Source organism: Nesterenkonia sp. CL21 (assembly GCF_031705515.1).
In the GTDB taxonomy this organism is placed as follows: Bacteria; Actinomycetota; Actinomycetes; order Actinomycetales; family Micrococcaceae; genus Nesterenkonia; species Nesterenkonia aethiopica.
Map to the genome: position 1 here is coordinate 233,005 of NZ_JAUTWR010000003.1, position 23,800 is coordinate 256,804.

Here is a 23,800-nt window from a genome sequence, read left to right on the forward strand (position 1 = left end):
ATGTCAAAGCGGTCTGTTCAGGAGGCCGTCGCGGCCGTCCCGTGGCGGTCAGCTCGCGGACAGAGCGTCGGCACCGGCGATGAGCTCGGTGAGCTCCTGGGTGATCTCGGCCTGGCGGGCATTGTTGCGCAGCAGCGTGTACTTGCGGATCAGCTCGTCGGCGTTGTCCGCAGCGGACTTCATCGCCCGCTGACGGGCCGCCAGCTCGGAGGCCGCGGCCTCGAGCATGGCCGAGTAGATGCGCGATTCGACGTAACGCGGCAGCAGGGCGTCCAGCACCTCGGCCGGGTTCGGCTCGAACTCGTAGAGCGGCAGCATCTCGTCCTCGGACTCGACCTCCTTCTCCACGACGGCCAGCGGCAGCATGCGGTGGACCACCGGCTCCTGGCTGATCATCGACTTGAACTCGGTGTAGACCAGGTACAGCTCGTCGACCCCGCCGTCGGCGGAGTCCTGGACGAACCGTTCGATCAGCGCGTCGCCGATCTCCCGGGCCGTCTCCACGGACGGAGAGTCAGTTCCGCCGGTCCAGACCTGGTCGTACTCCCGCTCACGGAAGTCGTAGTACGCCTGAGCCTTGCGGCCGTAGAGGTACGGACGCACCTCCTTGCCCTCCTCACGGAGGTAAGCGACGAGCGACTCCGCGCGCTTGAGCACATTGGTGGAGTAGGCGCCGGCGAGGCCGCGGTCAGAGGTCATGATGAGCACGGCCGCGCGGGTCGGGTTCTCCGACTTCTGCGTGAGCACGTGCTCGATGTCGTCCTGCGAGGCCACGGCCGAGACTGCTCGGGTGATGGCCTCCGAATACGGCAGCGAGGCCTGCACACGCTGGCGGGCCTTGCCGATCCGCGAGGTCGCGATCAGCTCCATCGCCTTGAAGATCTTCTTCATCGACGACGTCGATGCGATCTTCTGACGGTAGACCCGGATCTGGGCTCCCATGCTTGTCCTTCCCTGAAGTGGTCGGCTCCAGCGCCGACGTCGCTGAGCGGTGGGTCGTTGTCGGGCCCGGAGGCTCGGCGACGTCGGCGGCTGGGGTCGGAGTCAGCTCGACTCAGCGGTCCTGAGCGACGATCTCTTCCTGAGCGATATCGTCCGCGGACAGCGCCTCGGCCTGCTCGTTGCCGACGATCGACTGCGGCCCCTCCGCGTGGAAAGAACGCTTGAAGTCGACGATCGCCTCTTCCAGCGCGGCGACGGTGTCGTCCTCGAGCTTGCCGGAGGCCGCGATGTTGGTCAGCACGGAGGTCTTGCGGCGCAGGTGCTCGATCCAGTCCTGCTCGAAGCGCCCGACGTCGTTGATCTCGACGTCGTCCAGGTGGCCCTTCGAACCGGCCCAGATGGAGACGACCTGCTCCTCGACCGGGTACGGGGTGTACTGCGGCTGCTTGAGCAGCTCCATCTGACGCTCACCGCGGACCAGCTGCTGACGCGTGGCCGGGTCCAGGTCCGAGGCGAACATCGCGAAGGCCTGCATGTCGCGGTACTGGGCCAGGTCCAGCTTCAGCGTGCCGGCCACCTTCTTCATCGCCTTGACCTGCGCGGCACCACCGACGCGGGACACCGAGATGCCGACGTCGACCGCGGGGCGCTGGTTGGCGTTGAAGAGGTCCGACTGCAGGAAGATCTGACCGTCGGTGATGGAGATGACGTTGGTCGGGATGTAGGCGGAGACGTCGTTCGCCTTGGTCTCGACGATCGGCAGGCCCGTCATGGAGCCCGCGCCCATCTCGTCGGAGAGCTTGGCGCAGCGCTCCAGCAGGCGGGAGTGCAGGTAGAACACGTCGCCCGGGAAAGCCTCGCGTCCCGGCGGGCGGCGCAGCAGCAGCGAGACAGCACGGTAGGCCTCGGCCTGCTTGGAGAGGTCGTCGAAGACGATGAGCACGTGCTTGCCGCCGTACATCCAGTGCTGGCCGATGGCCGAGCCGGCGAAGGGCGCCAGATACTTGAAGCCCGCCGGGTCCGAGGCCGGGGAGGCCACGATGGTGGTGTACTCCAGAGCGCCCTGCTCCTCAAGGGTCTGGCGCACCGCCGCAATGGTCGAGGCCTTCTGTCCGACGGCCACGTAGATGCAACGCACCTGCTTGTCGACGTCGCCGGACTCCCAGTTGGCCTTCTGGTTCAGGATCGCGTCGATCGCGATGGCCGTCTTGCCCGTCTGGCGGTCGCCGATGATCAGCTGACGCTGGCCGCGGCCGATCGGGATCATGGCGTCGATGCCCTTGATGCCGGTCTGCAGCGGCTCATGCACCGACTTGCGCTGCACCACCGACGGCGCCTGGAGCTCCAGGGCACGGCGGCCTTCGGGCTCGATGGCGCCGAGGTCGTCGATCGGCTGGCCCAGCGGGTCGACGACGCGACCCAGGAAGTTGTCGCCCACCGGCACCGAGAGGACCTCGCCGGTGCGGTGCACCTCCTGACCCTCCTCGATCCCGGAGAACTCGCCGAGGATGACGACACCGATCTCACGGGTGTCCAGGTTCTGGGCCAGGCCCAGGGTCCCGTCCTCGAAGCGGAGAAGTTCGTTCGCCATGGTCGAGGGAAGTCCCTCGACGCGGGCGATGCCGTCGGCCGCCGAGATCACCCGTCCGACCTCGACGCGCTCGGTGCGCCCCGGGTCGTAGGACGCTGCGAACTCGTTCAAAGCATTGCGGACGTCGTCGGCGTTGATGGTCAAGTCGGCCATCTGCAGTCCCTGCTCTCCTGTGTCGTGGCCGCAGCTGCGGCCGTCTGGTTCAAAGATTCACGTGTATGTCAGCGCCATCAGCGCTGGATGTCAACGGCGCTGCGAGACGCGTGCGCTGCTCCGGGTCGCCCGGATCAGCCGGCGAGCCTCCGGTGGAGGTCGTTGAGTCGGGTGGCGACCGTGGAGTCCACCACCTCGTCACCGACCTGCACCCGGATCCCACCGACAACGGAGGGGTCGACGACGACGTCGAGCCTGAGCTCTCGGCCGAAGTACCGGTCGAGGCTGGCGCTCAGACGCTGCCGGTGGGCGGCGTCGAGCTCCTTGGCGACGGTGACCTGGGCGATCCAACGCTGCTGACGTGCCGCGATGCGCTCGGCGAAACGCTCGACGAGCGCCTCCGGCCGGAGTCCGCGAGGAGTCGAGACCGCGCGGTCGATGAGCAGGCGGGCCTCGGCGCCGGCCTCCGGTGAGAGGCGCGCCGCCAGCTTCTGCTTCGACTCGGCCGGAGCCTGGCTGTCCGTCAGCGCCCGCTGGACCTCGTGGGAGGACAGCACCGCCCGGCGGAACGCCAGCAGCTCCGACTCCAGCGACTCGAGGCCCCGCAGCCCGTCCTTCTCGGCCTGCGCGGCCACGACGGCCACCGCCAGGCGCTCCACCGCGTCGCCGAGGTCACGCTCCCGGCTCCAGCGCTGCGAGGCGATCGCCTCGAGGACCGTCACTGTGGCCGGACGCGCCTTGGCTCCGAAGAGGCCGCGCACGACGCCTGCCCGCTCCTGCGCCTCACGGGCAGGGTCGGTCAGGCTGCGGCGCAGACCCGCCGAAGAGTCCAACACGTCGAGCGCGCCGAACAGCTCATCCGCCACGGGAAGTTCGCTGGCCGCGAGAGTCTCCGACAGCTGTTCCTGCAGGGTGGCGAGGGATTCACCGGTCACCGCAGCCATTACTGTGCCGCTCCTGTCCTGTTCGACTGCTCAGCGTCGAGGTCGGCCAGGAAGCGGTCGACCACGCGCTGCGAACGGGCGTCGTCCTCCAGCGCCTCGCCGACGATCCGGCTCGCGAGCTGTGTGGCCAGCGTGCCGACGTCCTGGCGCAGCGTCACCGCGGCCTGCTGGCGCTCGGCGGCGATCTGCTGCTGAGCCTGCTCGGTGATGCGTGCTGCCTCGGCGGCCGCCTTCTCCTTGTGCTCAGCGACGATCTGGGCACCCTCGGCGCGGGCCTCCTCGCGGATGCGACTGGCCTCGGCGCGGGAGTCCGCCAGGTTCTGCTCGTACTCGGCCTTCATCGCCTCGGCCTCGGCCTTGGCCTCCTCGGCCTGGCTCAGGCCGCCCTCGATCGCGTTGCGACGATCCTGGTAGGCCTTCTCGAAGGCCGGAGCGATGAACTTCACCACGACGAACAGCAGCACCAGGAAGCCCAGGATGACGACGAGCGTCTCCCACAGGTTGGGCACCAGAGGGTTGGCGTCCTCGGCGGCTGCCTGGATCAGTGAAGTGCTGATCATGTGTTCACCCATTTTCACTAGTCAGACGGTCTGGAGGGGGCCCAGCGCCGCTGCGCCCCGTTCACGGATTGCCTCTGACCCGCCTCAGAGCACGAAGGCGAAGACGATGGCGAGGACGAAGACCGCCTCTGCCAGGGCGAAGCCGAGGATGGCGATCGGCTGCAGCACGCGCTGCGCCTCGGGCTGGCGGGCCACACCGTTGATGTAGGCGGCGAAGACCAGACCGATGGCGATGGCAGCACCGAGGCCGGCGATGCCCATGCCGAGCATGTTCAGGGATCCATCCATGGAGTTTCTCTCTTTCTGTCTCGATCCCGGTGCGTCTCACCGGGACTGTCTCTGTGTGTCCGCCCGTCCGGCGCAGCCGGTCGGACGTTCGTTCTCTTCGGCGGACGCTCGCGGCGCCCGGTGTGTGAAGTTGTCTGTAGCCTTCCCGGTCGCCTCGGCGCAAGACCGGAGCGCTCGGGAAGGGCCTCCGCTCAGTGGGCGTCGGCCTCGATGGAGCCTTGGATGTAGATGGCGGTCAGCAGCGCGAAGACGAAGGCCTGCAGGACCATCATGATGATCTCGAGGAAGTAGAGCGGAATGGAGCCCAGCAGGATCAGGACGCCGAGGCTGGCATTGCCGATGCCCTCCTGCTGCGCGATGAGGAACTCCGCACCTGAACCGGCGAGCATCACGATGATGTGGCCGGCGAGCATGACGGCCATGATTCGCAGCGAATGCGTCAGCGGGCGGATGAGGAAGTTGGAGAGGAACTCGATCGGGATGAGCAGCGGAAGCAGCCACTTCGGCACGCCCGAGGGCACCGTCATCAGCTTGAGGAAGCGGCCTCCGTGGAGCTTGAAGCCCATGAAGATCCAGGTGACCCAGATGATCGCCGCGATCGCGTAGGCCGACCCCGCGTGGGAGAAGGTCGGCATCTGCAGGAACGGAATGGCTCCGAACAGGTTGTTGAACAGGACGAAGAAGAACACCGTGAACAGGAACGGGACCCAGGGCTTGAAGTGCTTCTCGCCGAGGATGTCCCGTCCGAGGGTGTTCCTCGCGAAGGCATAGCCGCCTTCGGCGACGAACTGCAGTCGTGACGGCACGAGCGCCTGCTTGCGGATGGCGAAGGAGAAGAACCACCAGATGGCCAGCACGGCCAGGACGACCATCAGCATGTTCTTGCCGAAGCCGCTCCCCCATTCCGCCATCCACGGGAAGATCTCGGGGAGGTGGGTCTCACTGATGGTGGGCGGGGCGAAACCACCCTCGTCGTCGGCTGCGAGCGCAAGCGAATGCAACGCTGGTCCTCTCTGCGGTGTCCGTCATCGGGCACAAGGGGCCAGAAGCCCCGGGCATGGATCGAGCCGGAGGGTCTCCGTCTCTACGTCGTTCTAGGCGCAATCGGCGGATTCTCTCCGGTGACAAGCACACAGAGACATCCCTCAACCTCAGAGCAAGGTCAAGCTGTGGAGCGGTGGATGGACAGAATCCATCACCGTGATGCGGCCCTTGGCAAGCTTATCAAAGACCGACGTGACTCACGGCATGCCTCTCACACCGGAGTCCACTGTACTACGCCGTGTAGAAAACTGCTCGTCGATGACGTCAGACGTCAGCCGGAGCCGTTCCTGCCACTCTCCGGGTCGATCGGCGTGCGCAGGCGCAGGAAGGCGGCGATCTCGCCGGACTGCCAGGCGATGACGACGGCGGCCGCCGCCCCCACGGTCCACCCCGGCAGCACCCACCCAGGGGCCGTCACCGAGGAGAGGACCACGGCGAGCACCGCCAGCTTCAGGGCGAAGCCGAGCATGAAGGCTGTGATGGCCTGGCTGGGCATGACCCGCTCGGCCACGTCGACCAGCACGAGGCTCACCGCCGAGAGGACCAGCACCATCGAACCGCCCAGTGCGGCGCTCATCCCGGCGTCGACGCCGGCCACCGCCAACGCCAGCAGGACGGCGGCCACCGTCATCGCCCCGCCGGTGGTCAGGGCGAGCCACAGCACGCGGCGCCAGCCGGTGGCACGGGGGAAGATCCGCCCGCTCATGCCGAGCCCTCGCGTCGGGCGCGCAGTGCGCGTTCGGCCGCCTGACGATTCAGCCGCCGGGCCCGGCGGCGCAGGGACGGCCACAGCGTCAACGCTGTGGCTCCCCCGAGGGAGACGAACATGCTCAGGCTCACGAACCACCAGGGCAGGAAGCTGAAGGAGACGGCGCCGAAGGCGAAGAGACCGGACCACAGGTACAGCAGCAGCACCGCCTGGGGATGGGAGTAGCCGCCGTCGACCAGCTTGTGGTGCAGATGGCCCCGGTCCGGGCTGAACGGCGAGGCTCCTCGGGCGGTGCGCCGGATCACCGCCAGGGCCAGATCCAGCAGCGGCAGCAGGGTCACCGCCAGAGGCAGCAGCACGGGCATGTAGGCGGGCACGTTCCGGAAGCGCCAGCCTTCGGTGAGCTGGCCGACGTCGGAGGTGACCGCGACCGCACCGGCGGCCATGACCAGCCCCAGCAGCATGGCCCCGGTGTCCCCCATGATGATGCGGGCCGGATGGAAGTTGTGCGGCAGGAAGCCCAGGCATGCGCCGACCATCACCGCCATGAGCAGGGTCACCAGGTTGGAGGCGTCGAAGGCGTTGATCGACAGCGTCAGCAGGTAGCTGTAGATGAAGAAGGCGCTGCCGCCGATCGCAGCCACGCCGGCGGCCAGCCCGTCCAGCCCGTCGATGAAGTTGAAGGCGTTGATGGTCAGCACCACGAGGAACACTGTGAGCGCCGACTGCACGGGGACGTCCCCCACGCCCAGCCAGCCCACGGGCATGACCTCGAGCCGCACGCCGTGCACGACGAGCAGCACGCCGGCACCGATCTGCCCGAGGAGCTTCAAGAACCAGTGGATGTCCCAGGCATCATCCGCCATGCCCACGATGAGGATCAGCACCATAGCGGCGAAGACTCCGCGCACCGGGGTCAGATCCGCGAAGATCCCGCTGAGGTACGGGACCGCTGCGGCCGTCGCCAGGCCCACCACCATGCCGACGAACATCCCTGCCCCGCCCCAGCGGGGCAGGGTCTGACGGTGCATGTCCCGCGCGCGGACAGGGGTGTACACCCCGAGGGTCAGCGCCACGTGGCGGACCAGGGGCGTGATCGCGTAGGTCACCACCGCTGAGATGGTGAGCACGATGAGGAAATAGATCATGGGGCGGTCAGTCGGCCGTTCAGCCCTCGTCCACGGCGTCGCCCGCAGCGTCGCCAGCCACGTCCGACGCCACATCCGGCACGACGGCCCGCAGCTCGGCGAGGCTGATCGCCCCGTCCCGGACCACTCGAGGCGGCTCCACGGTGCAGTCCACGATCGTGGACGGGCTGGTGGTGTCCCGGACGCCGTCGTCGAGATACACGCTGACGGCCTCACCGAGCATCTCGCGGGCCTGGGCGACCTCCGTGGCGGCGGGCAGTCCGGTGCGGTTGGCCGAGGAGACCGCCATCGGGCCGGTCTGGTTCAGCAGCTCCAGGGCGAGGTCGTCGGCAGGCATGCGCAGCGCCACAGTTCCCCGCGTCTCCCCCAGGTCCCAGGCGAGGGACGGCTGGGCCTGCAGGATCAGTGTCAGCGCGCCGGGCCAGAAGGCCTCTGCCAGGCTGCGGGCGGCCTCCGGCACCTCATCGGCGAGGGCGTCCATGACCGCCTGTCGCCCGATCAGCACCGGGGGCGGCATGGTCCTGTTGCGGCCCTTGGCCGCCAGCAGGATGCTCACCGCCTGCGGGGAGAAGGCGTCCACACCGATCCCATAGACCGTGTCGGTGGGGATGACCACGCACTCTCCGCGCCGCACGGCCTCCGTGGCCGCGGCGATCCCTGCGGAACGGGCATCGAGTTCATGACAGTCGACAATCTGGGTCACGCGCGTCATTCTCCCATGTCTATGGCGTCGAACGGACTCGGGCGAGCAGCTGTGTCCGTGCGCACAGCACTCGTGGCGCGGTCCCGTCCGGTCAGGTCCTGGTGGGTGCGCACCTGGGCGAACCGTGGATCCTCGGCCAACCGCGCCGCGATCGTCGCAGCCTGCACTTCGGCATGCTCCATGATCATCCAGCCGCCGGCGGACAGCAGAGCCGCGGCACTGTCCACCACCGCCCACGGCACCTGCAGGCCGTCGGGGCCCCCGCCGTAGAGGGCCAGCTCCGGATCATGCTCCCGCACCTCCACCTCCGTGGGCACCATCCCCGGCGGGATGTAGGGCGGGTTGGAGACCACGACGTCGAAGGTGGCCTCCCATTCTGCCGGCACCTCGCGCAGGTCCTGCCGATGCAGGGTGACCCCGTGCGGCTCGAGGTTCACCCGCGCCCAGGCCGCCGCCTGCTCGCTGAGCTCCACCGCGTGGACCTCTGCAGCGGGATGCTCGGCCGCGATGGCGGCCGCCAGCGCCCCCGAGCCGGTGCCCAGGTCGATGACCCGGGGCCGGGAGACCCTGACGCACTGCAGGTGGTCCAACGCCGCCTGGGCGACCTGTTCGGTCTCCGGACGGGGGATGAAGACGCCAGGGCCGATCCGCAGCTCCAGTCCGCGGAAGGGAGCGAGGCCGGTGAGATGCTGCAGAGGGACCCGCCGGGCGCGTTCGTCCACCAGGGACCGCAGCCGTTCTGCCGTCTCGGGATCCGCCCGACGCCCGGCCAGCGCCAGGGCGGCGGCGCGGCCACGGCTCTCGCCGAGCACATGGGCCAGCAGGATCTCGGCGTCCACTCGGGCAGACGGCACCCCAGCGTCGCGGAGCCGCCCCACGGCGTCCCGCAGGAGGTCCTCCAGGGACACCTGCGTCGGAGAGACCTCGGCGGTCATGCCCCGTGACCCTCCGCCAGTGCGGACAGGCGCTCCTGTTCATCGAGCTGGATGCAGGACTGGACGACGGCCTCGAGGTCGCCGTCCATGACCGCGTCGAGGTTGTACGCCTTATATCCGGTGCGGTGATCGGCGACGCGGTTCTCCGGGTAGTTGTAGGTCCGGATGCGTTCCGACCGGTCCATCGTCCTGACCTGGGACTTCCGCGCCTGCGCGTTCTCGGCGTCGATCTGCTCCTGCTGGTGGGCGAGCAGCCGCGACCGGAGGACCCGCATGGCGGCGTCCTTGTTCTGCAGCTGCGACTTCTCGTTCTGCATCGCCACGACGATTCCGGTGGGCAGATGGGTGATGCGGACCGCCGAGTCGGTGGTGTTGACGCTCTGTCCGCCGGGCCCCGACGACCGATAGACGTCGATCTTGAGATCGTTCTGGTGGATCTCGATCTCTTCGGGCTCGTCCACCTCGGGCAGCACCAGGACCCCGGCGGCCGAGGTGTGGATGCGACCCTGGGACTCGGTCTCGGGGACGCGCTGGACGCGGTGCACCCCGCCCTCGAACTTCAGGTGCGCATAGACCCCCTGGGCCGGGTCGGTCGCACCGGCACGGACGGACATCTGGACGTCCTTGTATCCGCCCAGGTCGGAGGGCGTCGAGGAGATGATCTCGGTCTTCCACCCCTTCGACTCGGCGTAGCGGGTGTACATCCGCAGCAGATCCCCTGCGAAGAGCGCCGCCTCGTCGCCGCCGGCGCCGCCCTTGACCTCGATGATCACGTCTCGGGCGTCGTTCTCGTCCCGTGGGATGAGCATGCGCAGCAGACGGTCCGCCGCGGCGTCGAGCTGGAGGCGCAGCTGCTCCGCCTCCTCCGCGAAGTCCGAGTCCTCCTCCGCCAGCTCCCGGGCGGCGTCGAGGTCCTCGGTGAGTCTGGACCAGCGTCGATGGGCCTCGACGACGCCGTTGAGCCGGGCGTAGCGACGGCCCAGCCGCCGCGCCAGCGCCTGATCGGCGTGCACGTCAGGGTCCGAGAGCCGCGTCTGCAGCTCGACATGCTCCGCCAACAGGGTGTCGACGGAGTCGAACATGCGCTTCTCGAGAGAGGGGTCTGGGGCTGCCATGGGGTGAAGGCCTTCTGCTGCGGGTCGACAGGAACGTGGGACATGATGCGACGACGGCGCCGGGAGAGGGCTGCGCGCCCTCTCCCGGCGCCGTCGTTCGACGTCGGGACGCTAGTCCTTCTTGTTCTTGTCCCCCAGCGTGGTCTTGTTGGCCAGCATGAGGAACTCGGCGTTCGAACCGGTCTCCTTGAGCTTGTTGATCAGCAGCTCCAGGCCCTGCTGCTGCTCCAGGCCCGAGAGGACACGGCGCAGCTTCCACATGATCTTGATCTCGTCGGGAGAGAGCAGGTTCTCCTCGCGGCGGGTCGAGGACGCGTTGACGTCCACGGCCGGGAAGATGCGGCGGTCGGCCAGGTACCGCGACAGGCGCAGCTCCATGTTGCCGGTGCCCTTGAACTCCTCGAAGATGACCTCGTCCATCTTGGATCCGGTCTCGACCAAGGCGGTCGCGAGGATCGTGAGGGATCCGCCGTTCTCGATGTTGCGCGCCGCACCGAAGAAGCGCTTCGGCGGGTAGAGGGCGTTGGCGTCCACACCGCCGGAGAGGATCCGGCCGGACGCCGGGGCCGCGGTGTTGTAGGCGCGGCCCAGACGGGTCATCGAATCCAGCAGCACGACGACGTCCTTGCCCAGCTCCACGAGCCGCTTGGCACGCTCGATGGCGAGCTCCGCGACGGTGGTGTGATCGTCGGCCGGACGGTCGAACGTCGAGGCGATGACCTCGCCGTCGACCGTGCGCTGCATATCGGTGACCTCCTCGGGGCGCTCGTCGACGAGCACCATCATGAGGTGGACCTCAGGGTTGTTCGTCTTGATCGCCTTGGCCAGGGACTGCAGGATCATCGTCTTGCCGGCCTTGGGCGGGGAGACGATGAGGCCGCGCTGGCCCTTGCCGATGGGGGCGATCAGGTCGATCACCCGGGGACCGACCAGCTTCGGGTCGCCCTCCAGGCGCAGCCGCTCCTGCGGGTACAGGGGCACCAGCTTGGTGAAGTCGACGCGGTCGGTGTTCGCCTCCGCGGGACGGCCGTTGACCGCCTCCAGCTTCACCAGCGCGTTGAACTTCTGACGCTTGTTCTGGTTCTCGCCCTCCCGCGGCGCCCGGATGCTGCCGTGCACGGCGTCACCCTTGCGCAGGTTGTACCGCTTGACCTGCGCCAGCGAGACATAGACGTCGTTCTGGCCCGGCAGGTAGCCGGAGGTCCGGATGAACGCGTAGTTGTCCAGGACGTCCAGGATGCCGGCGACCGGCACCAGGACGTCATCCTCGGTGACCTCGGTGTCATCGACCTCCGGGTTGCCCCGTCCGCGGCGACGGTTCCCGCGCTCGTTGCGGTTGCGGTTGCGACGGTTGCGCCGACCGCCGTCGCCATCGCGACCGTCTCGACCATCGCGGCCGTCACGACCGCCGTCGCGACCACCATCGCGGCCGCCGCGCCCTTCGTCCTGGGACTTCTGACCGCCGCGCTGACCGTCCTTCTGGTCGCGCTGACCGTCCTTCTGGCCGTCCCGGCCGCCCTTCTGGCGGTCACGTTGGCCGTCCTGACCGCCCTTCTGGGACTGGTCGTCGCCGCGTCGCCCGCGGCCCTTCTGCTGGTCCTGCTTCTGCTGGTCCTGCGCGTCGGTACCCTGGCCCTTCGCCTGAGCCTTGTCCTGGCCCTTGTCCTGGCCCTTGTCCTGGGACTTCGAGCTGCCGCGGGCATCCGAGTCGGCACGGCCGTTGCGTCCGCCGCGGCCACCCTGCTTCTCAGACTTCTCCGAGCCCTTCTCCGAGCCCTGGGCCGTGTCCTGGCCAGCGCCCTTCTCGGCAGGCTTCTCGGAGCCCTTGCCGGAGCTCTTGTCTGTGTCCTTGCCGGCGTCCTTCTTGGCGCGATCCTCCCGGTCGGCGACGGCGCCGCCGCGCTGATGGGCCGAGATCGCCTCGACCAGCGCGGATTTGCGCATCCGCGAGCTGCCCGTGATGCCGAGCTGCTGGGCCAGCGCCTGCAGCTGGGCGAGCTTCAGACCGGCCAGCCCGCCTCCCTTGCCGTCGTCGCCGGAGGCCGGAGCCTGGTCCGGAGCCTGGTCCGCCGTCTTGGGGGCCGCCTTAGGGGCCGTGGCCCGACGACGGGTCGTCTTCTTCTCCGCGGGCGCCGATCCCTCGGCCGCTGCGGCGGTGGTCTGTGTCGAGCCGCCGGTCACGGCGGTCTCGGCTCCCTGAGCCTGAGTGGTCTCAGCGGTGGTGTCTGTCACGAAGGATTCCTTCCCCCTCGTCAGGCAGGAGCGACGCGGAGCGAACCGGGGCAGATCAGCTCTGCTCGGGGCGCGTTCCGACGTCGTCGTCCTGCATCGTGTCTTCAACGGCTCGTCAGATGGCCGTCGGTCTGTTCGTCCTCTTCCGCACGTCCACAGTCGAGAGAGACCCTCTCTGGGATCTTCGGAACGTCATGATGACATCGCGAGACGCGTCCCACTCCGAGCCGAAACCCGGAGTCTGGACATGATGCGCACAGAGAAGAAGGCGACTCGCGCGGAAGAAGTGCGGTGATCGTCTCCAGGACCGGTGATGATGGCCTGGTGACGATGCGGGGCGCCGTGCACGGGAGAGCCGCATGCGACCGATCGTCGCATGGCCTGCTGCCGTGGGGCACACCGCGGTGATCACCGCGGGTACTCCTCCACTGTAGCACCTGCGCGGCTGATCGGCAGGATCGCCGGGGTCCACATGTCGTCCGTCCTGGCGGCATGGTCCGCGATGTGCGACCGGGCCGCGCGCGCCGCAGAGTCCCCGGCCGCCAGCACCAGCACCGAGGGCCCGGCTCCGGAGATCACGGCGGCGTGACCGGCCTCCCGGAGCGAGTCCACCAGGGCCATGGACGGTGCGAGGGCGGCACGCCGCTGCTCCTGGTGCAGACGGTCGCAGGTGGCCGCGAGCAGCAGCTCTGGAGCGGAGGTGAGCGCATGGACCAGCAGTCCGGTGCGGGCGGAGTTCGCCGCGGCATCGGCATGCAGCACGACCTCCGGCAGCACACCCCGGGCCTCGGCGGTCGACTGTTCGACGTCGGGCACGGCCAGGACGGTGCGCAGCTCCTCGTGCGGGATCAGAGGTACGGTGTGGAACCGGTCCCCCTCCTGCCAGGACAGGGCCACTCCTCCGCGCAGGGCGGGCACATAGTTGTCCGGGTGCCCCTCGACGCGGGAGCCGATCTGCAGCTTCTCCTCGTCAGTGAGCCCGTCCGGGAGCAGCTCGTCGGCGATGATGACGGCGGAGGCCACCGCCGCCGCCGAGGAGCCCAGGCCGCGACTGTGCGGAATGTGGTTGTGCGCACGCACCTCGAGGTCGGGCATCCCGACGCCGTGTCGGGCCATGATCCTCTCGATGAGCGAAACGACCAGGTGGGTGGCGTCGCGGGGCAGCGTCGCCGCGCCCTCACCCTCCACACTGACGGTGACCTGCGGGCGGTCCCCGTCCCGGCGCGGAGTCGCGACGACGTCGATGATGTCGTGCAGATCGAGCGCGAGCCCCATGCAGTCATAGCCGGGCCCCAGGTTGGCGGAGGTCGCGGGCACACGCAGGCGGAAGCTGCGCGGCGCCGTCAACGGCGCCGTCAACGGGGCCGCCGGCGACCCCGGGTGCTGTGCTGACCGTGACTCGCCGGTGAGCGCCTCCGCGGCGCCGAAGCCCTGGCCCAATGTGATGCCCATGTTCTCCTGCTCTGTCAGTCGCGCGTCAGGCCTGCCGCGGTCGTCGCCGGTCGGTTCCCGCGGATCCTGCATTCCGCCGACGCCGCTCACAGGCCCAGCTGGCGAGCCACGGTCTCCACGTCCTGCGGCAGCCTCGTCGGCTCCACGTCGCTGCCGTCGGCGTTCTTCAACGCCCAGTCAGGATCCTTCAGCCCATGCCCGGTCACCGTGATGACCACCGAGAGACCCGAGGGCACCTCACCGGCGGCATGCTTGCGGATCAGCCCGGCGACACCGGCCGCCGAGGCCGGCTCCACGAAGACGCCCTCCTTGGAGGAGAGCCACCGATGGGCGGCGAGGATCTCCTCGTCCGTGACCGACTCGATCACGCCGCCCGACTCCTCGCGGGCGGCTTCGGCCTTCTCCCAGGAGGCCGGGTTGCCGATGCGGATCGCGGTGGCCACAGTGTCCGGCTCGGTGATGGGGTGGCCCGCCACGATCGGCGCAGCGCCGGCCGCCTGGAACCCCCACATGGCGGGCGTGCGCGTGGCCCGAGGGCTCAGCGGCTGGGCGGCCTGGCCCTGATGCGGATTGGTCCAGGTGGCGGCGTACTCCTGATACCCCTTCCAGTACGCCGTGATGTTGCCGGCATTGCCCACGGGCAGAAGGTGCAGGTCAGGAGCGTCACCGAGAGCATCGACGACTTCGAAGGCCCCGGTCTTCTGCCCTTCGATGCGCGCGGGGTTCACGGAGTTCACCAGGAAGACCGGATAGGCCTCGGCAAGCTTGCGGGCGATGTCCAGGCAGCCGTCGAAGTTGCCGTCGATCTGGATCAGCTCGGCGCCGTGGGCCACGGCCTGGCTCAGCTTCCCCATGGCGATCTTGCCGGCGGGGACGAGCACGGCACAGGTCAGACCGGCCTGCGTGGCGTAGGCCGCGGCCGAGGCCGAGGTGTTGCCGGTCGACGCGCAGACCACCGCCTGTGCGCCCTGGGCGACGGCCGCGGTGATCGCCATCGTCATGCCCCGGTCCTTGAAGGACCCGGTGGGGTTCATGCCTTCGACCTTGAGGTGCACGTCGCCGTCGATCAGTTCGGAGAGCGCGGGCGCATGCACCAGCGGAGTGCCGCCCTCCCCCAGGGTGATGATGCGGGTGTCGTCGTCGACCGGAAGCCGGTCGGCGTATTCGCGGATCACTCCGCGCCACTGATGCGCCACAGCGTTGCTCTCCTGTTCCTGCGGTTCTATCGGGTGGGCAGGCGGCCCGCGGTGGGGCGGCCCAGGTGCTACTGCTCGATCTCGACGCGCAGCACCGAGGTGACGGCACGCACGACGTCGAGGGCCTTCAGCGTGGCCACGGTCTGAGCCAGGGACTTCTCCTGGGCGGGGTGCGTGACCACCTGCAGCACAGCGCCGTTGTCCTGCTCGGTGTCGACCTCCCCGTCGACGGAGACGATGCCCGGCTGGCGCATGGCCTCGATGGAGACGTGGTGGTCGGCGAAGACCCGCGCGATCTCCGCGATCACGCCCTCCTCGTCTGCCACCTCCATGTCGATGTAGTACTGGGTCCGGGCCTTCTCGATGGGCAGCGCCGACACGGTCTCGGTCGGCTCGGAGGGCTCCAGGGCCGTGGTGCCGTGACGCAGAAGCCGCGCGGCGGAGACGAGGTCCCCGAGCACGGCCGACGAGGTGGGCACACCGCCGGCGCCCTGGCCGTAGAACATGAGCTCCCCGGCGTTCTCGGCCACGACGAAGACCGCGTTGAACGCCCCCCGCACACTGGCCAGCGGATGGGTGCGTGGCAGCAGAGTCGGGTGGACCCGCAGCACGGCGCCCTCCCCGTCGAAGATCTCGGCGATCGCGAGCAGCTTGATGACGTAGCCGGAGGCGGCGGCGGCCTCGATGTCCGCCGCAGAGACGGCCGTGATGCCCTCACAGTGGACGTCATCGATGGTGAACGGGGCGTGGAAGGCCAGCGTGCCCAGGATCGCGGCCTTGGCGGCGGCGTCATGGCCTTCGACGTCAGCGGTCGGATCGGCTTCGGCGTAGCCCAGTCGCTGAGCCTCGGTGAGCGCATCGTCGAACGCCGCACCGGTGGTGTCCATCTGGTCCAGGATGTAGTTGGTGGTCCCGTTGACGATGCCCATCACCTTGGTGATGCGGTCGCCCGAGAGGGACTCCTGGATGGGACGCAGGATCGGGATGGCCCCGCCCACCGAGGCTTCGAAGTGCAGCGGAGCGCCGGTCTCGGCCGCCACGGCGGAGAGCTCCCCGCCGCGGGTGGCCAGCAGGGCCTTGTTCCCCGTGACGACGGCGGCGCCGCGGCGCAGCGCCCGCTCGATCAGGCTGCCGGCCGGTTCCAGCCCGCCCAGCAGTTCGATGACCAGGTCAGCCTGGTCCACCAGCGACTCAGCGTCGGTGGTGAGCAGCTCCCCGGGGATCCGCCAGTCACGGGGCGCCTCGACGTCGCGCACGGCGACCCCGATCAGCCGGACGGGGGTTCCCACGCGAGCGCTGATGAGCTCTCGCTCCTCCACCAGAGTCCGTGCCACCTGGGCACCGACGTTCCCTGCTCCGAGCAGGCCGATCGTCAGCGGTTCTGCAGCGCTGGCCATGGTCACCCCGTTCTGTGTGCGGTCGTGGTCAGGTCGTCTGGGGCTGCCGTCGCCTCGAGCGCCGAGTCGACCTGCCTGCTGGGCCGATCGGACTCAGTCCTGCGCGGCGAAGCCGGTGTCGCGGCGGAGCATCTGCTCCTCGGTCTCGCGGCGGATGAGCACCCGGGAGGCCCCGTCCTTCACCGCGACCACAGCGGGACGGGCCAGGAGGTTGTAGTTGCTCGAGAGCGAATGACAGTAGGCACCGGTCGCGGGGACCGCGAGGAGGTCGTCCCGCGCCGTCGTCGTCGGCAAGTATACGTCCCGCACGACGATGTCTCCGGATTCGCAGTGTTTGCCCACTATGCGAGACAGCACATGGTTCCCGGTCACCTTCCGACCCGCCAGCACGGCGGAATAGTCGGCGTCGTAGAGCACCCCACGGGCGTTGTCGCTCATCCCGCCGTCCACGGCCACATACCGACGGGACAGCGTCTGGCCGGAAGGCCCGTCCACTTGGACGTCCTTCTGCACGCCCACCCGGTACAGGGTCACCCCGGCAGGACCGACGATCGCCCGGCCCGGCTCGATGGAGATCCGTGGCACCTCGATCCCCTCGGCGTCGCAGGCGGTGCGTACCGCACCGGCCAGGGCCTGGGCGATCTGCCGGGGGTGCCGCGGGGAGTCGGCCTCGGTGTAGGCGATGCCATGGCCTCCGCCGAGATCGAGCTCCGGCAGCTCGACCCCGTGCCGGGCCCGCACCCGACCGAGCAGGCCGATGAGCTTGGCGGCTGCCACCTCGAAGCCCTCCGGCTCGAAGATCTGCGAGCCGATGTGGCAGTGCAGTCCGCGCAGCTCGATGTGCTCGGCCGCCAGGGCGTGCTCGACTGCGGACCAGGCCGGCGAGCCGGCGTAGGGGTTCTCCTGGTCGGTGTCGGCGTCGGAGGACGGGGTCAGCGAGAGTCCGAACTTCTGGTCCTCATGCGCGGTGGCGATGTACTCATGGGTCGAGGCGTGCACCCCGGGGGTGAGCCGCAGCATCACCGGGGCGGTGACGCCGGCGGACCTCGCCAGCTGATCGATCCTCGCCAGTTCGTCGAGCGAATCAGCGATGATCCGGCCGATGCCGGCCTTCAGTGCGCGGACGATCTCGGCATCGGACTTGTTGTTGCCGTGCAGGCCGATGCGGGCGGGCTCGACCTCGGCGGCCAGCGCCACGGCGAGCTCACCACCGGAGGCGGTGTCCACGCACAGGCCCTCCTCGGTAGCCCAGCGTGCCGCGTGCGTGCTCAGAAAGGCCTTGCCCGCATAGAACACGTCCACGTCGGTCTCCGGGGCGAACGCCTCGGAGAAGGCCTCGACGAAGGCCCGGGCGCGGCTCCGGAAATCGTCTTCGCTGATCACATACAGCGGCGTCCCGTGCTGTGCCGCCAGCGTCTCGACGTCGACTCCACCGAGGACGAGACGCCCCTGTTCGTCCCGATGAGCGTCAGCCGGGAACAGCTTGTCCTCCAGCGCAGCGCTGTCGGTGAGCGGCCGGAGCCACTCCGGGGCCAGCGGGTGGGGCCCGGCGACTGTCTCGGTCATGGGTCTCACATCCTCTCCGGCGCGGAGACTCCGAGCAGGGCGAGCCCGTTGCGCAGCACCTGCACGGTGGCGTCGTTGAGCCACAGCCTCGTGCGGTTGGTGTCTGTGATCTCCTCGCCAGCGCGGGGCACCATGCGGCATGTCGCGTACCAGGAGTGGTACGCCGCGGCCACCGTCTCCAGATGGCGGGCCACACGGTGCGGCTCCCGCATCTCGGCGGCCCGAGCCACCACGGAGGGGAACCGGCCCAAGTGCGCGAGCAGCTCCTCCTCGGTGGCATGGGTCAGCAGGGACGCGTCGAAGCCGTCGCGTCCCACTCCGGCCTCGACCGCGTTGCGGGCCGCCGCACACGCCCTGGCGTGCGCGTACTGGACGTAGAAGACGGGATTGTCATTGGACTTCGAGCGCAGCAGCTCCGGGTCGATGTCGATCGGCGAGTCGGCCGGGTACCGGGCCAGCGTATAGCGCAGGGCGTCAGCGCCGAGCCACGAGATGAGGTCGGCGAGCTCGATGATGTTGCCCGCGCGCTTGGACAGCTTCGCGCCCTTGACGCTCATCAGCTGACCGATCAGGATCTCGATGTTGCGCTCGGGGTCGTCTCCCGCACAGGCGGCGATGGCCTTCAGCCGGGCCACATACCCGTGGTGGTCTGCGCCGAGGAGGTAGATCTTCTCCTCGAAGCCGCGCTCCCGCTTGGAGAGGTAGTAGGCCGCGTCGGCGGCGAAGTAGGTGGGCTCGCCGTCGGCCTTGAAGAGGACCCGGTCCTTGTCGTCCCCGAAGTCGGTGGTGCGCAGCCAGACCGCGCCGTCACGGTCCTCGATGTGCCCCTGGGCCCTGAGGGTGTCCACCGCGGCCGCGATCCGACCCTCGTCGTGCAGCGACTGCTCGGAGTAGTAGACGTCGAAATGCACGCCGAACTCGGCGAGCGTGTCCTTGATCTGCCCGAGCTGCGCCTGATAGGCGAGCTCCCGGACGACGGGCAGCGCATCCTCCCGCGGCAGGTCGCGGAGGTCGGCGCGCGCGGCCAGCGCCTCCTCGGCGAGCTCCCAGGTGTACTCCCCGGGATAGCCACCCTCGGGCACGTCCTCGCCGTGGACTCGGGCGAGGACGGAGGAGGCGAAGACGTTCATCTGATTGCCGGCGTCGTTGATGTAGTACTCGCTGGTGACGTCGGCGCCGGAAGCCCGCAGCAGGCGGGCCAGGGCATCGCCCAGGGCGGCCCACCGGGTGTGGCCGAGGTGCAGCGGGCCCGTGGGGTTGGCGGAGACGAACTCCATGTTGATCACGTGCCCGGCCAGCGCCTCGTTGTGGCCGAAACCGTCTCCGGTCTCCACGATGGTGCGGGCCAGCTCTCCGGCCGCGGCGGCGTCGAGGGTGATGTTGATGAACCCGGGACCGGCGATGTCCACCGCCGCCACGCCGTCGGTCTCCCTCAGGCGGGCAGCCAGAAGCTCGGCGAGCCGCCTCGGCGCCATGCCGGCCTTCTTGGCCAGCTGCAGCGCCACCGTGGAGGCCCAGTCGCCGTGCTCCCTGTTCTTGGGTCGCTCGATGATGATCGTCTCAGGGATCTCGATGGCCAGCTCGCCGGCCTCAACGGCCTCGGAGAGCACACGGGTCACTGCTGCGGAGAGTTCTTCGGGAGTCACCCCGACAGTCTACGGCGACGGCGGCCGAGCCAGAAAGCGAGCGCCGGACGGCCACTCCCTCTCATCCCCCTTCTCATCGGATCCCGAGGCGAACACCTCTTGACGGACCCACCCCTACCGCCTAACGTGCAACCTGATGGTTGTATTTCACGACACGGTCGCCCTCGACGCCGAACCACCCTCGTCGGAGGTCGTCGATCGGATCTTCCGCGCCCTGGCGGATGCCACGCGGCGCGACATCATCCGCCGCACACTCATCGAGGAGGAATCCATCTCATCGCTGGCGGAGACCTATGACATGTCCTTCGCCGCCGTCCAGAAGCACGTCAGCACCCTGGTCTCTGCCGGTCTCGTGGACAAGACGGCCCACGGCCGGGAGCGCCGGGTCCGCGCCCGCCCCGACACCATCCGCCACGCCCAGTCCCTGCTGCGGCAGTACGAACAGCTCTGGCGAGACCGGATCGACCGGCTCGACCAGCTGCTCGCCGACGACTGAGCCCGCCTGAAAGGCAGCACCATGCCCATCACCGCAGTCGAGAAGGACCTCGACGCCCTGACGATGACCATCACCGCCGATTTCCCCGTACCGGTCCGCCGCCTCTGGGATGCCTACGCAGACCCCCGGCGGCTCGAGCGGTTCTGGGGGCCGCGCGAATGGCCCGCCACCTTCACCCGCCATGACATGTTCCCCGGCGGGCGCTCCCACTACGTGATGACCGGTCCCGACGGCGAGAGCGCCGGCGGATGGTGGGAGTTCCTCGACGTAGAGCCCCCGCACGCCTTCGAAGTCCTGGACGGATTCGCCGGCCCTGACGGCCAGCCGGCCCAGGACATGCCCACCACCCGCATGAGATTCACCTTCGAGGAGACGGCCCACGGATCCCGCCTGGTCGTCCGTGCGGTGTTCACCTCCGCCGAGGATCTGGACGAGCTGCTGAGGATGGGCATGGAGGAAGGCACCGTCTCCGCGATGAGCCAGATCGAGGAGGTCCTCGACGATGCGGGCGACCGCACGCCACCTCGGCCCGCCCGCTCCCAGCTGCTCAACGACACCCAGGTGCGCGTCAGCCGGGTGATCTCCGGGTCCCTGGAGGACGTCTCCGAGGCTCACCGTCGCCCGGACCTGCTGCAGCGCTGGCTGCTGGGCCCCGACGGGTGGACCATGCCGGTCTGCGAGGTCGCCGAGGAGCCCGGAGACACCTATCGCTACGAATGGGAGTCGGAGGACGGTCAGCAGCGCTTCGGCTTCACCGGGGAGCTGCTGGAGGCCCAGCCTCCCCATCGGGAGGTGACCTCCGAGCAGATGATCGGCATGGACGGCCCCGGCACGACCAACGAGCTCACCCTGACCCCGGTCGACGGCGGCACACTGCTGAGCCTGGTCATCACCTATCCGGACCGGGAGCTGCGGGACACGGTGCTGGGCACCGGCATGGTGGACGGCATGGAGACCAGCTATGCCCGACTCGAATCTGAGGTGCTCGCCGCCCGCTGACACCCTCCCTCGGTCGGCATCACCGCAGGGTTCACATGCGAGGGGTGCAGCTCGCTCCCGCCCGGGCTCCGGAGCGGACGGCGGGTGCACCCCTCACCCTTGACACAGATGTCCAACGTTGTAACCTCGATCACATTACAACGTTGCATCACCGCCTCGGCGATGCGGCGTCGACGCGATGGCGGCGTCACCGGCTGCGCCGTCGTCGCACCCTGCCCAACCGCTCGACCCCTGAGGAGAACCCCGTGACCATCCGGAGCATCCCCCGGGCCACCGCGGCGACCATGCTCGCCGCGGCCCTGACCCTGACTCTGACGCCCACCGCGTCCTCCGCACCCCACGCTCCGCCGGGCCCGCCGGGCCCGCCGGGACCAGACCTGCCCGAACCGCCGACGTTCACCGAGGTGGAGGTGCATGATCCCGCGCTGGTCACGGCTGGCGGCGAGCACTGGGTGTTCGGCTCACACTTGGCCGCGGCGAGCACCACCGACTTTGTCGACTGGGAGCAGCAGGCGAACCACGTCACCCCCGAGAACCCGCTGTTCGACGATGTGACCGAGGAGCTCGCTGACGCCCTCGCCTGGGCCGAGACGGACACGCTCTGGGCTCCGGATGTGATCGAGCTGCCGGACGGGCGGTTCGCGATGTACTACAACGCGTGCCGAGGAGATTCGCCACGATCCGCTATGGGGGTGGCGATCGCCGAGCAGGTGGAGGGCCCCTATGTGGATCAGGGCATCATCCTGCGCTCCGGGCACCGCGAGGACGAGGGGCCCAGCGAAGACGGCACCCCGTACGACCCGACCGTCCACCCGAACGTGGTGGACCCTGCCGTCTTCTACGACGAGGACGGCGAGCTCTGGATGGTCTACGGCTCCTATTCCGGCGGCATCTTCGTCCTGGAGCTCGACGAGAGCACCGGCCTGCCGGAGCCGGATCAGGGGTACGGCACGCACCTGATGGGCGGCCATCACAGCCGCATCGAGGCTCCCGACATGATGTACGACCCGGACTCGGGCCACTACTACCTGTTCACCACCTTCGGCGGCCTCGACTCCTTCGGCGGATACAACGTGCGGGTGGCACGCGCCGAGAGCCCCGCCGGCCCGTTCTACGACGCCGCGGGCCACGATATGCGGGAGGTGGCCGCCGACCCTGACCTGCCGATCTTCGACGACGAGAGCATCGAGCCCTACGGCACCAAACTGATGGGCAACTTCCTCTTCCAGCGGGAGCTGGGAGACCCCGGCGAGGGTGACGGGGTCGGCTACGTCTCCCCCGGCCACACCACGCACCATCTGGATCCGGAGACCGGGCGGATGCACTTGATCTTCCACTCCCGATTCCCAGGCCAGGGCGAGCGTCACCAGGTGCGCGTCCATGAGATGCACCTCACTGCCGACGGGTGGCCCGTGGTGGCACCCCATCGCTACGCCGGGGCTGAGGCGCAGAAGGTGCACCGACCCGACGTAGTCGGCGACTACCGACTCATCGACCACGGCCGAGCGATCAGCGACGAGATCACCGAGGCGGTGGACATCACCCTGGAACAGGACGGCCGGATCTCCGGGGAGATCTCGGGCCGCTGGAAGCTGACCGGACAGCATGGCGCCGAACTGACCGTCGACGGCCAGATCTTCACCGGCGTCTTCAGCCACCAATGGGACGCCACGGCCGAGGACTGGGCGCTGACCTTCAGCGTCGTCTCCTCGGAAGGCGTCTCCCTGTGGGGCAGCCAGCTGCAGCCGATGAGCGACGACGACGCCCTGGCCGCCGTCGTCGCGGATCTGCCGCTGCACGGCGTCGACGAGGCGCTGTCGGACCTGGATCTCCCGGAGCACGGCACCCGCGGGACGACGATCTCCTGGTCCAGCAGCGACGAGGCGGTCATCGGCGCCGACGGGCAGGTCACCCGCCCCGGCCCAGGAGAGGAGGACGCACACGTCACCGTGACCGCCGAGGTCAGCCTCGGCGAACGGCAGGAGTCGGCGAGCTTCGAGATCATGGTGCCGGCCCGTCCCGAACCGGGGCTCGTAGCTCACTACGCCTTCGACGGCGACCTCAGCCCCGCCAGCGCCTCTCCGAGCCTGGCCGACGGCGTGCTCACCGGTGAGCGGATCGACGACCTCCACGAGGACGGTTCGGCCGAGTTCACCGACGGCGTCGCGGGAGAGGCGCTCGCCTTGGACGGCACCTCCGGGGTCCGCCTGCCGGACGGGCTGATCGCTGACACGGACTACGCGGTCAGCTTCTGGGTGCGCCCTGACTCGGTGAGCACCTACACGACGACCTTCTTCGGCGCCCGCTCGGACACCGCCTGGGTCAGCCTGGTCCCCGACGCCGGTCCGGACGCCGGATCGAACACTGCGCTGTGGTCGGGCTCCCAAGCCCCTTACCTCGGTGATACAGGCACCCAGCTGCCTGTGCACGAGTGGACCCACATCGCCGTCTCGGTGTCCGAGGGCGAGGCACAGGTCCACCTCGACGGCAACCTCGTGCACTCGGGTGACGGCTTCCCCGAGGTGTTCACCACCTCTGACGGCGTCTTCGCCCTCGGCGTGAACTGGTGGGACACACCGTTCCACGGCGCGATCGACGAGCTGAAGGTCTTTCACGGAGGACTCGACGCGGAGGAGGTCGCCGAGCTGGCCGCGCGCTGAAGCGGTCACCGGCACCGCGACATC

General features: G+C 69.1%; 20 protein-coding genes. 3 read left to right on the forward strand and 17 right to left on the reverse strand.

Annotated elements, in window-relative coordinates; translation table 11 throughout:
* Positions 1-48 precede the first annotated feature (48 nt).
* The 17 genes from Q7C18_RS07695 to argS form a co-directional block, all read right to left on the reverse strand.
* Positions 49-942: a F0F1 ATP synthase subunit gamma gene (locus Q7C18_RS07695; protein WP_311024858.1), complete on the reverse strand. Its 894-nt coding sequence runs from the start codon at positions 940-942 to the stop codon at positions 49-51.
* A 112-nt stretch (positions 943-1,054) separates the two neighbouring features.
* Positions 1,055-2,686, reverse strand: coding sequence for a F0F1 ATP synthase subunit alpha (gene atpA, locus Q7C18_RS07700; protein ID WP_070162112.1), 1,632 nt, complete (start codon positions 2,684-2,686; stop codon positions 1,055-1,057).
* Positions 2,687-2,820: 134 nt separating this feature from the next.
* Entirely contained in the window at positions 2,821-3,630 is an 810-nt protein-coding gene (locus Q7C18_RS07705; RefSeq protein ID WP_070162115.1) for a F0F1 ATP synthase subunit delta, read from the reverse strand.
* Positions 3,630-4,190, reverse strand: a complete 561-nt coding sequence (locus Q7C18_RS07710) for a F0F1 ATP synthase subunit B (protein WP_085437205.1) — start codon at positions 4,188-4,190, stop codon at positions 3,630-3,632. The genes Q7C18_RS07705 and Q7C18_RS07710 overlap by 1 nt, the downstream gene beginning before the upstream one ends.
* Positions 4,191-4,274: 84 nt before the next feature.
* On the reverse strand, positions 4,275-4,478 hold the full coding sequence (locus Q7C18_RS07715; RefSeq protein ID WP_070162116.1) for an ATP synthase F0 subunit C: 204 nt from the start codon (positions 4,476-4,478) through the stop codon (positions 4,275-4,277).
* Between the two features lie 191 nt (positions 4,479-4,669).
* Complete coding sequence (gene atpB / locus Q7C18_RS07720) at positions 4,670-5,479, reverse strand: F0F1 ATP synthase subunit A (RefSeq protein ID WP_170922575.1); 810 nt, start codon at positions 5,477-5,479, stop codon at positions 4,670-4,672.
* Positions 5,480-5,793: 314 nt separating this feature from the next.
* Positions 5,794-6,228, reverse strand: coding sequence for a hypothetical protein (locus Q7C18_RS07725; RefSeq protein WP_311024859.1), 435 nt, complete (start codon positions 6,226-6,228; stop codon positions 5,794-5,796).
* A complete protein-coding gene (locus Q7C18_RS07730) occupies positions 6,225-7,379 on the reverse strand; it encodes an MraY family glycosyltransferase (protein ID WP_311024860.1) in 1,155 nt (384 codons plus the stop codon). The genes Q7C18_RS07725 and Q7C18_RS07730 overlap by 4 nt, the downstream gene beginning before the upstream one ends.
* A 19-nt stretch (positions 7,380-7,398) precedes the next feature.
* A complete protein-coding gene (locus Q7C18_RS07735) occupies positions 7,399-8,091 on the reverse strand; it encodes an L-threonylcarbamoyladenylate synthase (RefSeq protein ID WP_311024861.1) in 693 nt (230 codons plus the stop codon).
* Positions 8,088-9,017, reverse strand: coding sequence for a peptide chain release factor N(5)-glutamine methyltransferase (gene prmC, locus Q7C18_RS07740; RefSeq protein WP_311024862.1), 930 nt, complete (start codon positions 9,015-9,017; stop codon positions 8,088-8,090). Before prmC ends, Q7C18_RS07735 begins: the two co-directional genes overlap by 4 nt.
* A complete protein-coding gene (gene prfA, locus Q7C18_RS07745) occupies positions 9,014-10,099 on the reverse strand; it encodes a peptide chain release factor 1 (RefSeq protein ID WP_070162123.1) in 1,086 nt (361 codons plus the stop codon). The genes prmC and prfA overlap by 4 nt, the downstream gene beginning before the upstream one ends.
* Before the next feature lie 144 nt (positions 10,100-10,243).
* Complete coding sequence (gene rho / locus Q7C18_RS07750) at positions 10,244-12,145, reverse strand: transcription termination factor Rho (RefSeq protein WP_237089957.1); 1,902 nt, start codon at positions 12,143-12,145, stop codon at positions 10,244-10,246.
* A gap of 627 nt (positions 12,146-12,772) precedes the next feature.
* Positions 12,773-13,816 (reverse strand): homoserine kinase, encoded by a 1,044-nt coding sequence (gene thrB / locus Q7C18_RS07755; RefSeq protein ID WP_311024863.1) that lies wholly within the window; start codon positions 13,814-13,816, stop codon positions 12,773-12,775.
* 86 nt (positions 13,817-13,902) lie between these two features.
* Positions 13,903-15,012: a threonine synthase gene (gene thrC, locus Q7C18_RS07760; RefSeq protein WP_070162125.1), complete on the reverse strand. Its 1,110-nt coding sequence runs from the start codon at positions 15,010-15,012 to the stop codon at positions 13,903-13,905.
* Positions 15,013-15,080: 68 nt separating this feature from the next.
* Positions 15,081-16,409, reverse strand: coding sequence for a homoserine dehydrogenase (locus Q7C18_RS07765; RefSeq protein ID WP_085437193.1), 1,329 nt, complete (start codon positions 16,407-16,409; stop codon positions 15,081-15,083).
* 93 nt (positions 16,410-16,502) lie between these two features.
* Positions 16,503-17,975 carry a diaminopimelate decarboxylase gene (lysA, locus tag Q7C18_RS07770; protein WP_311024864.1) on the reverse strand — a complete coding sequence of 491 codons (1,473 nt, stop codon included), beginning with the start codon at positions 17,973-17,975 and terminating at the stop codon, positions 16,503-16,505.
* Between the two features lie 5 nt (positions 17,976-17,980).
* Positions 17,981-19,621 (reverse strand): arginine--tRNA ligase, encoded by a 1,641-nt coding sequence (gene argS / locus Q7C18_RS07775; RefSeq protein WP_311024865.1) that lies wholly within the window; start codon positions 19,619-19,621, stop codon positions 17,981-17,983.
* A gap of 136 nt (positions 19,622-19,757) precedes the next feature.
* Here argS and Q7C18_RS07780 point away from each other — a divergent pair, with 136 nt between their 5' ends.
* The 3 genes from Q7C18_RS07780 (at position 19,758) to Q7C18_RS07790 (ending at position 23,776) form a co-directional block, all read left to right on the forward strand.
* Positions 19,758-20,117, forward strand: coding sequence for a helix-turn-helix transcriptional regulator (locus tag Q7C18_RS07780; RefSeq protein ID WP_070162130.1), 360 nt, complete (start codon positions 19,758-19,760; stop codon positions 20,115-20,117).
* 21 nt (positions 20,118-20,138) lie between these two features.
* A complete protein-coding gene (locus Q7C18_RS07785; RefSeq protein WP_311024867.1) occupies positions 20,139-21,116 on the forward strand; it encodes an SRPBCC family protein in 978 nt (325 codons plus the stop codon).
* A gap of 245 nt (positions 21,117-21,361) precedes the next feature.
* Positions 21,362-23,776 (forward strand): LamG-like jellyroll fold domain-containing protein, encoded by a 2,415-nt coding sequence (locus tag Q7C18_RS07790; RefSeq protein ID WP_311024868.1) that lies wholly within the window; start codon positions 21,362-21,364, stop codon positions 23,774-23,776.
* Positions 23,777-23,800 lie beyond the last annotated feature (24 nt).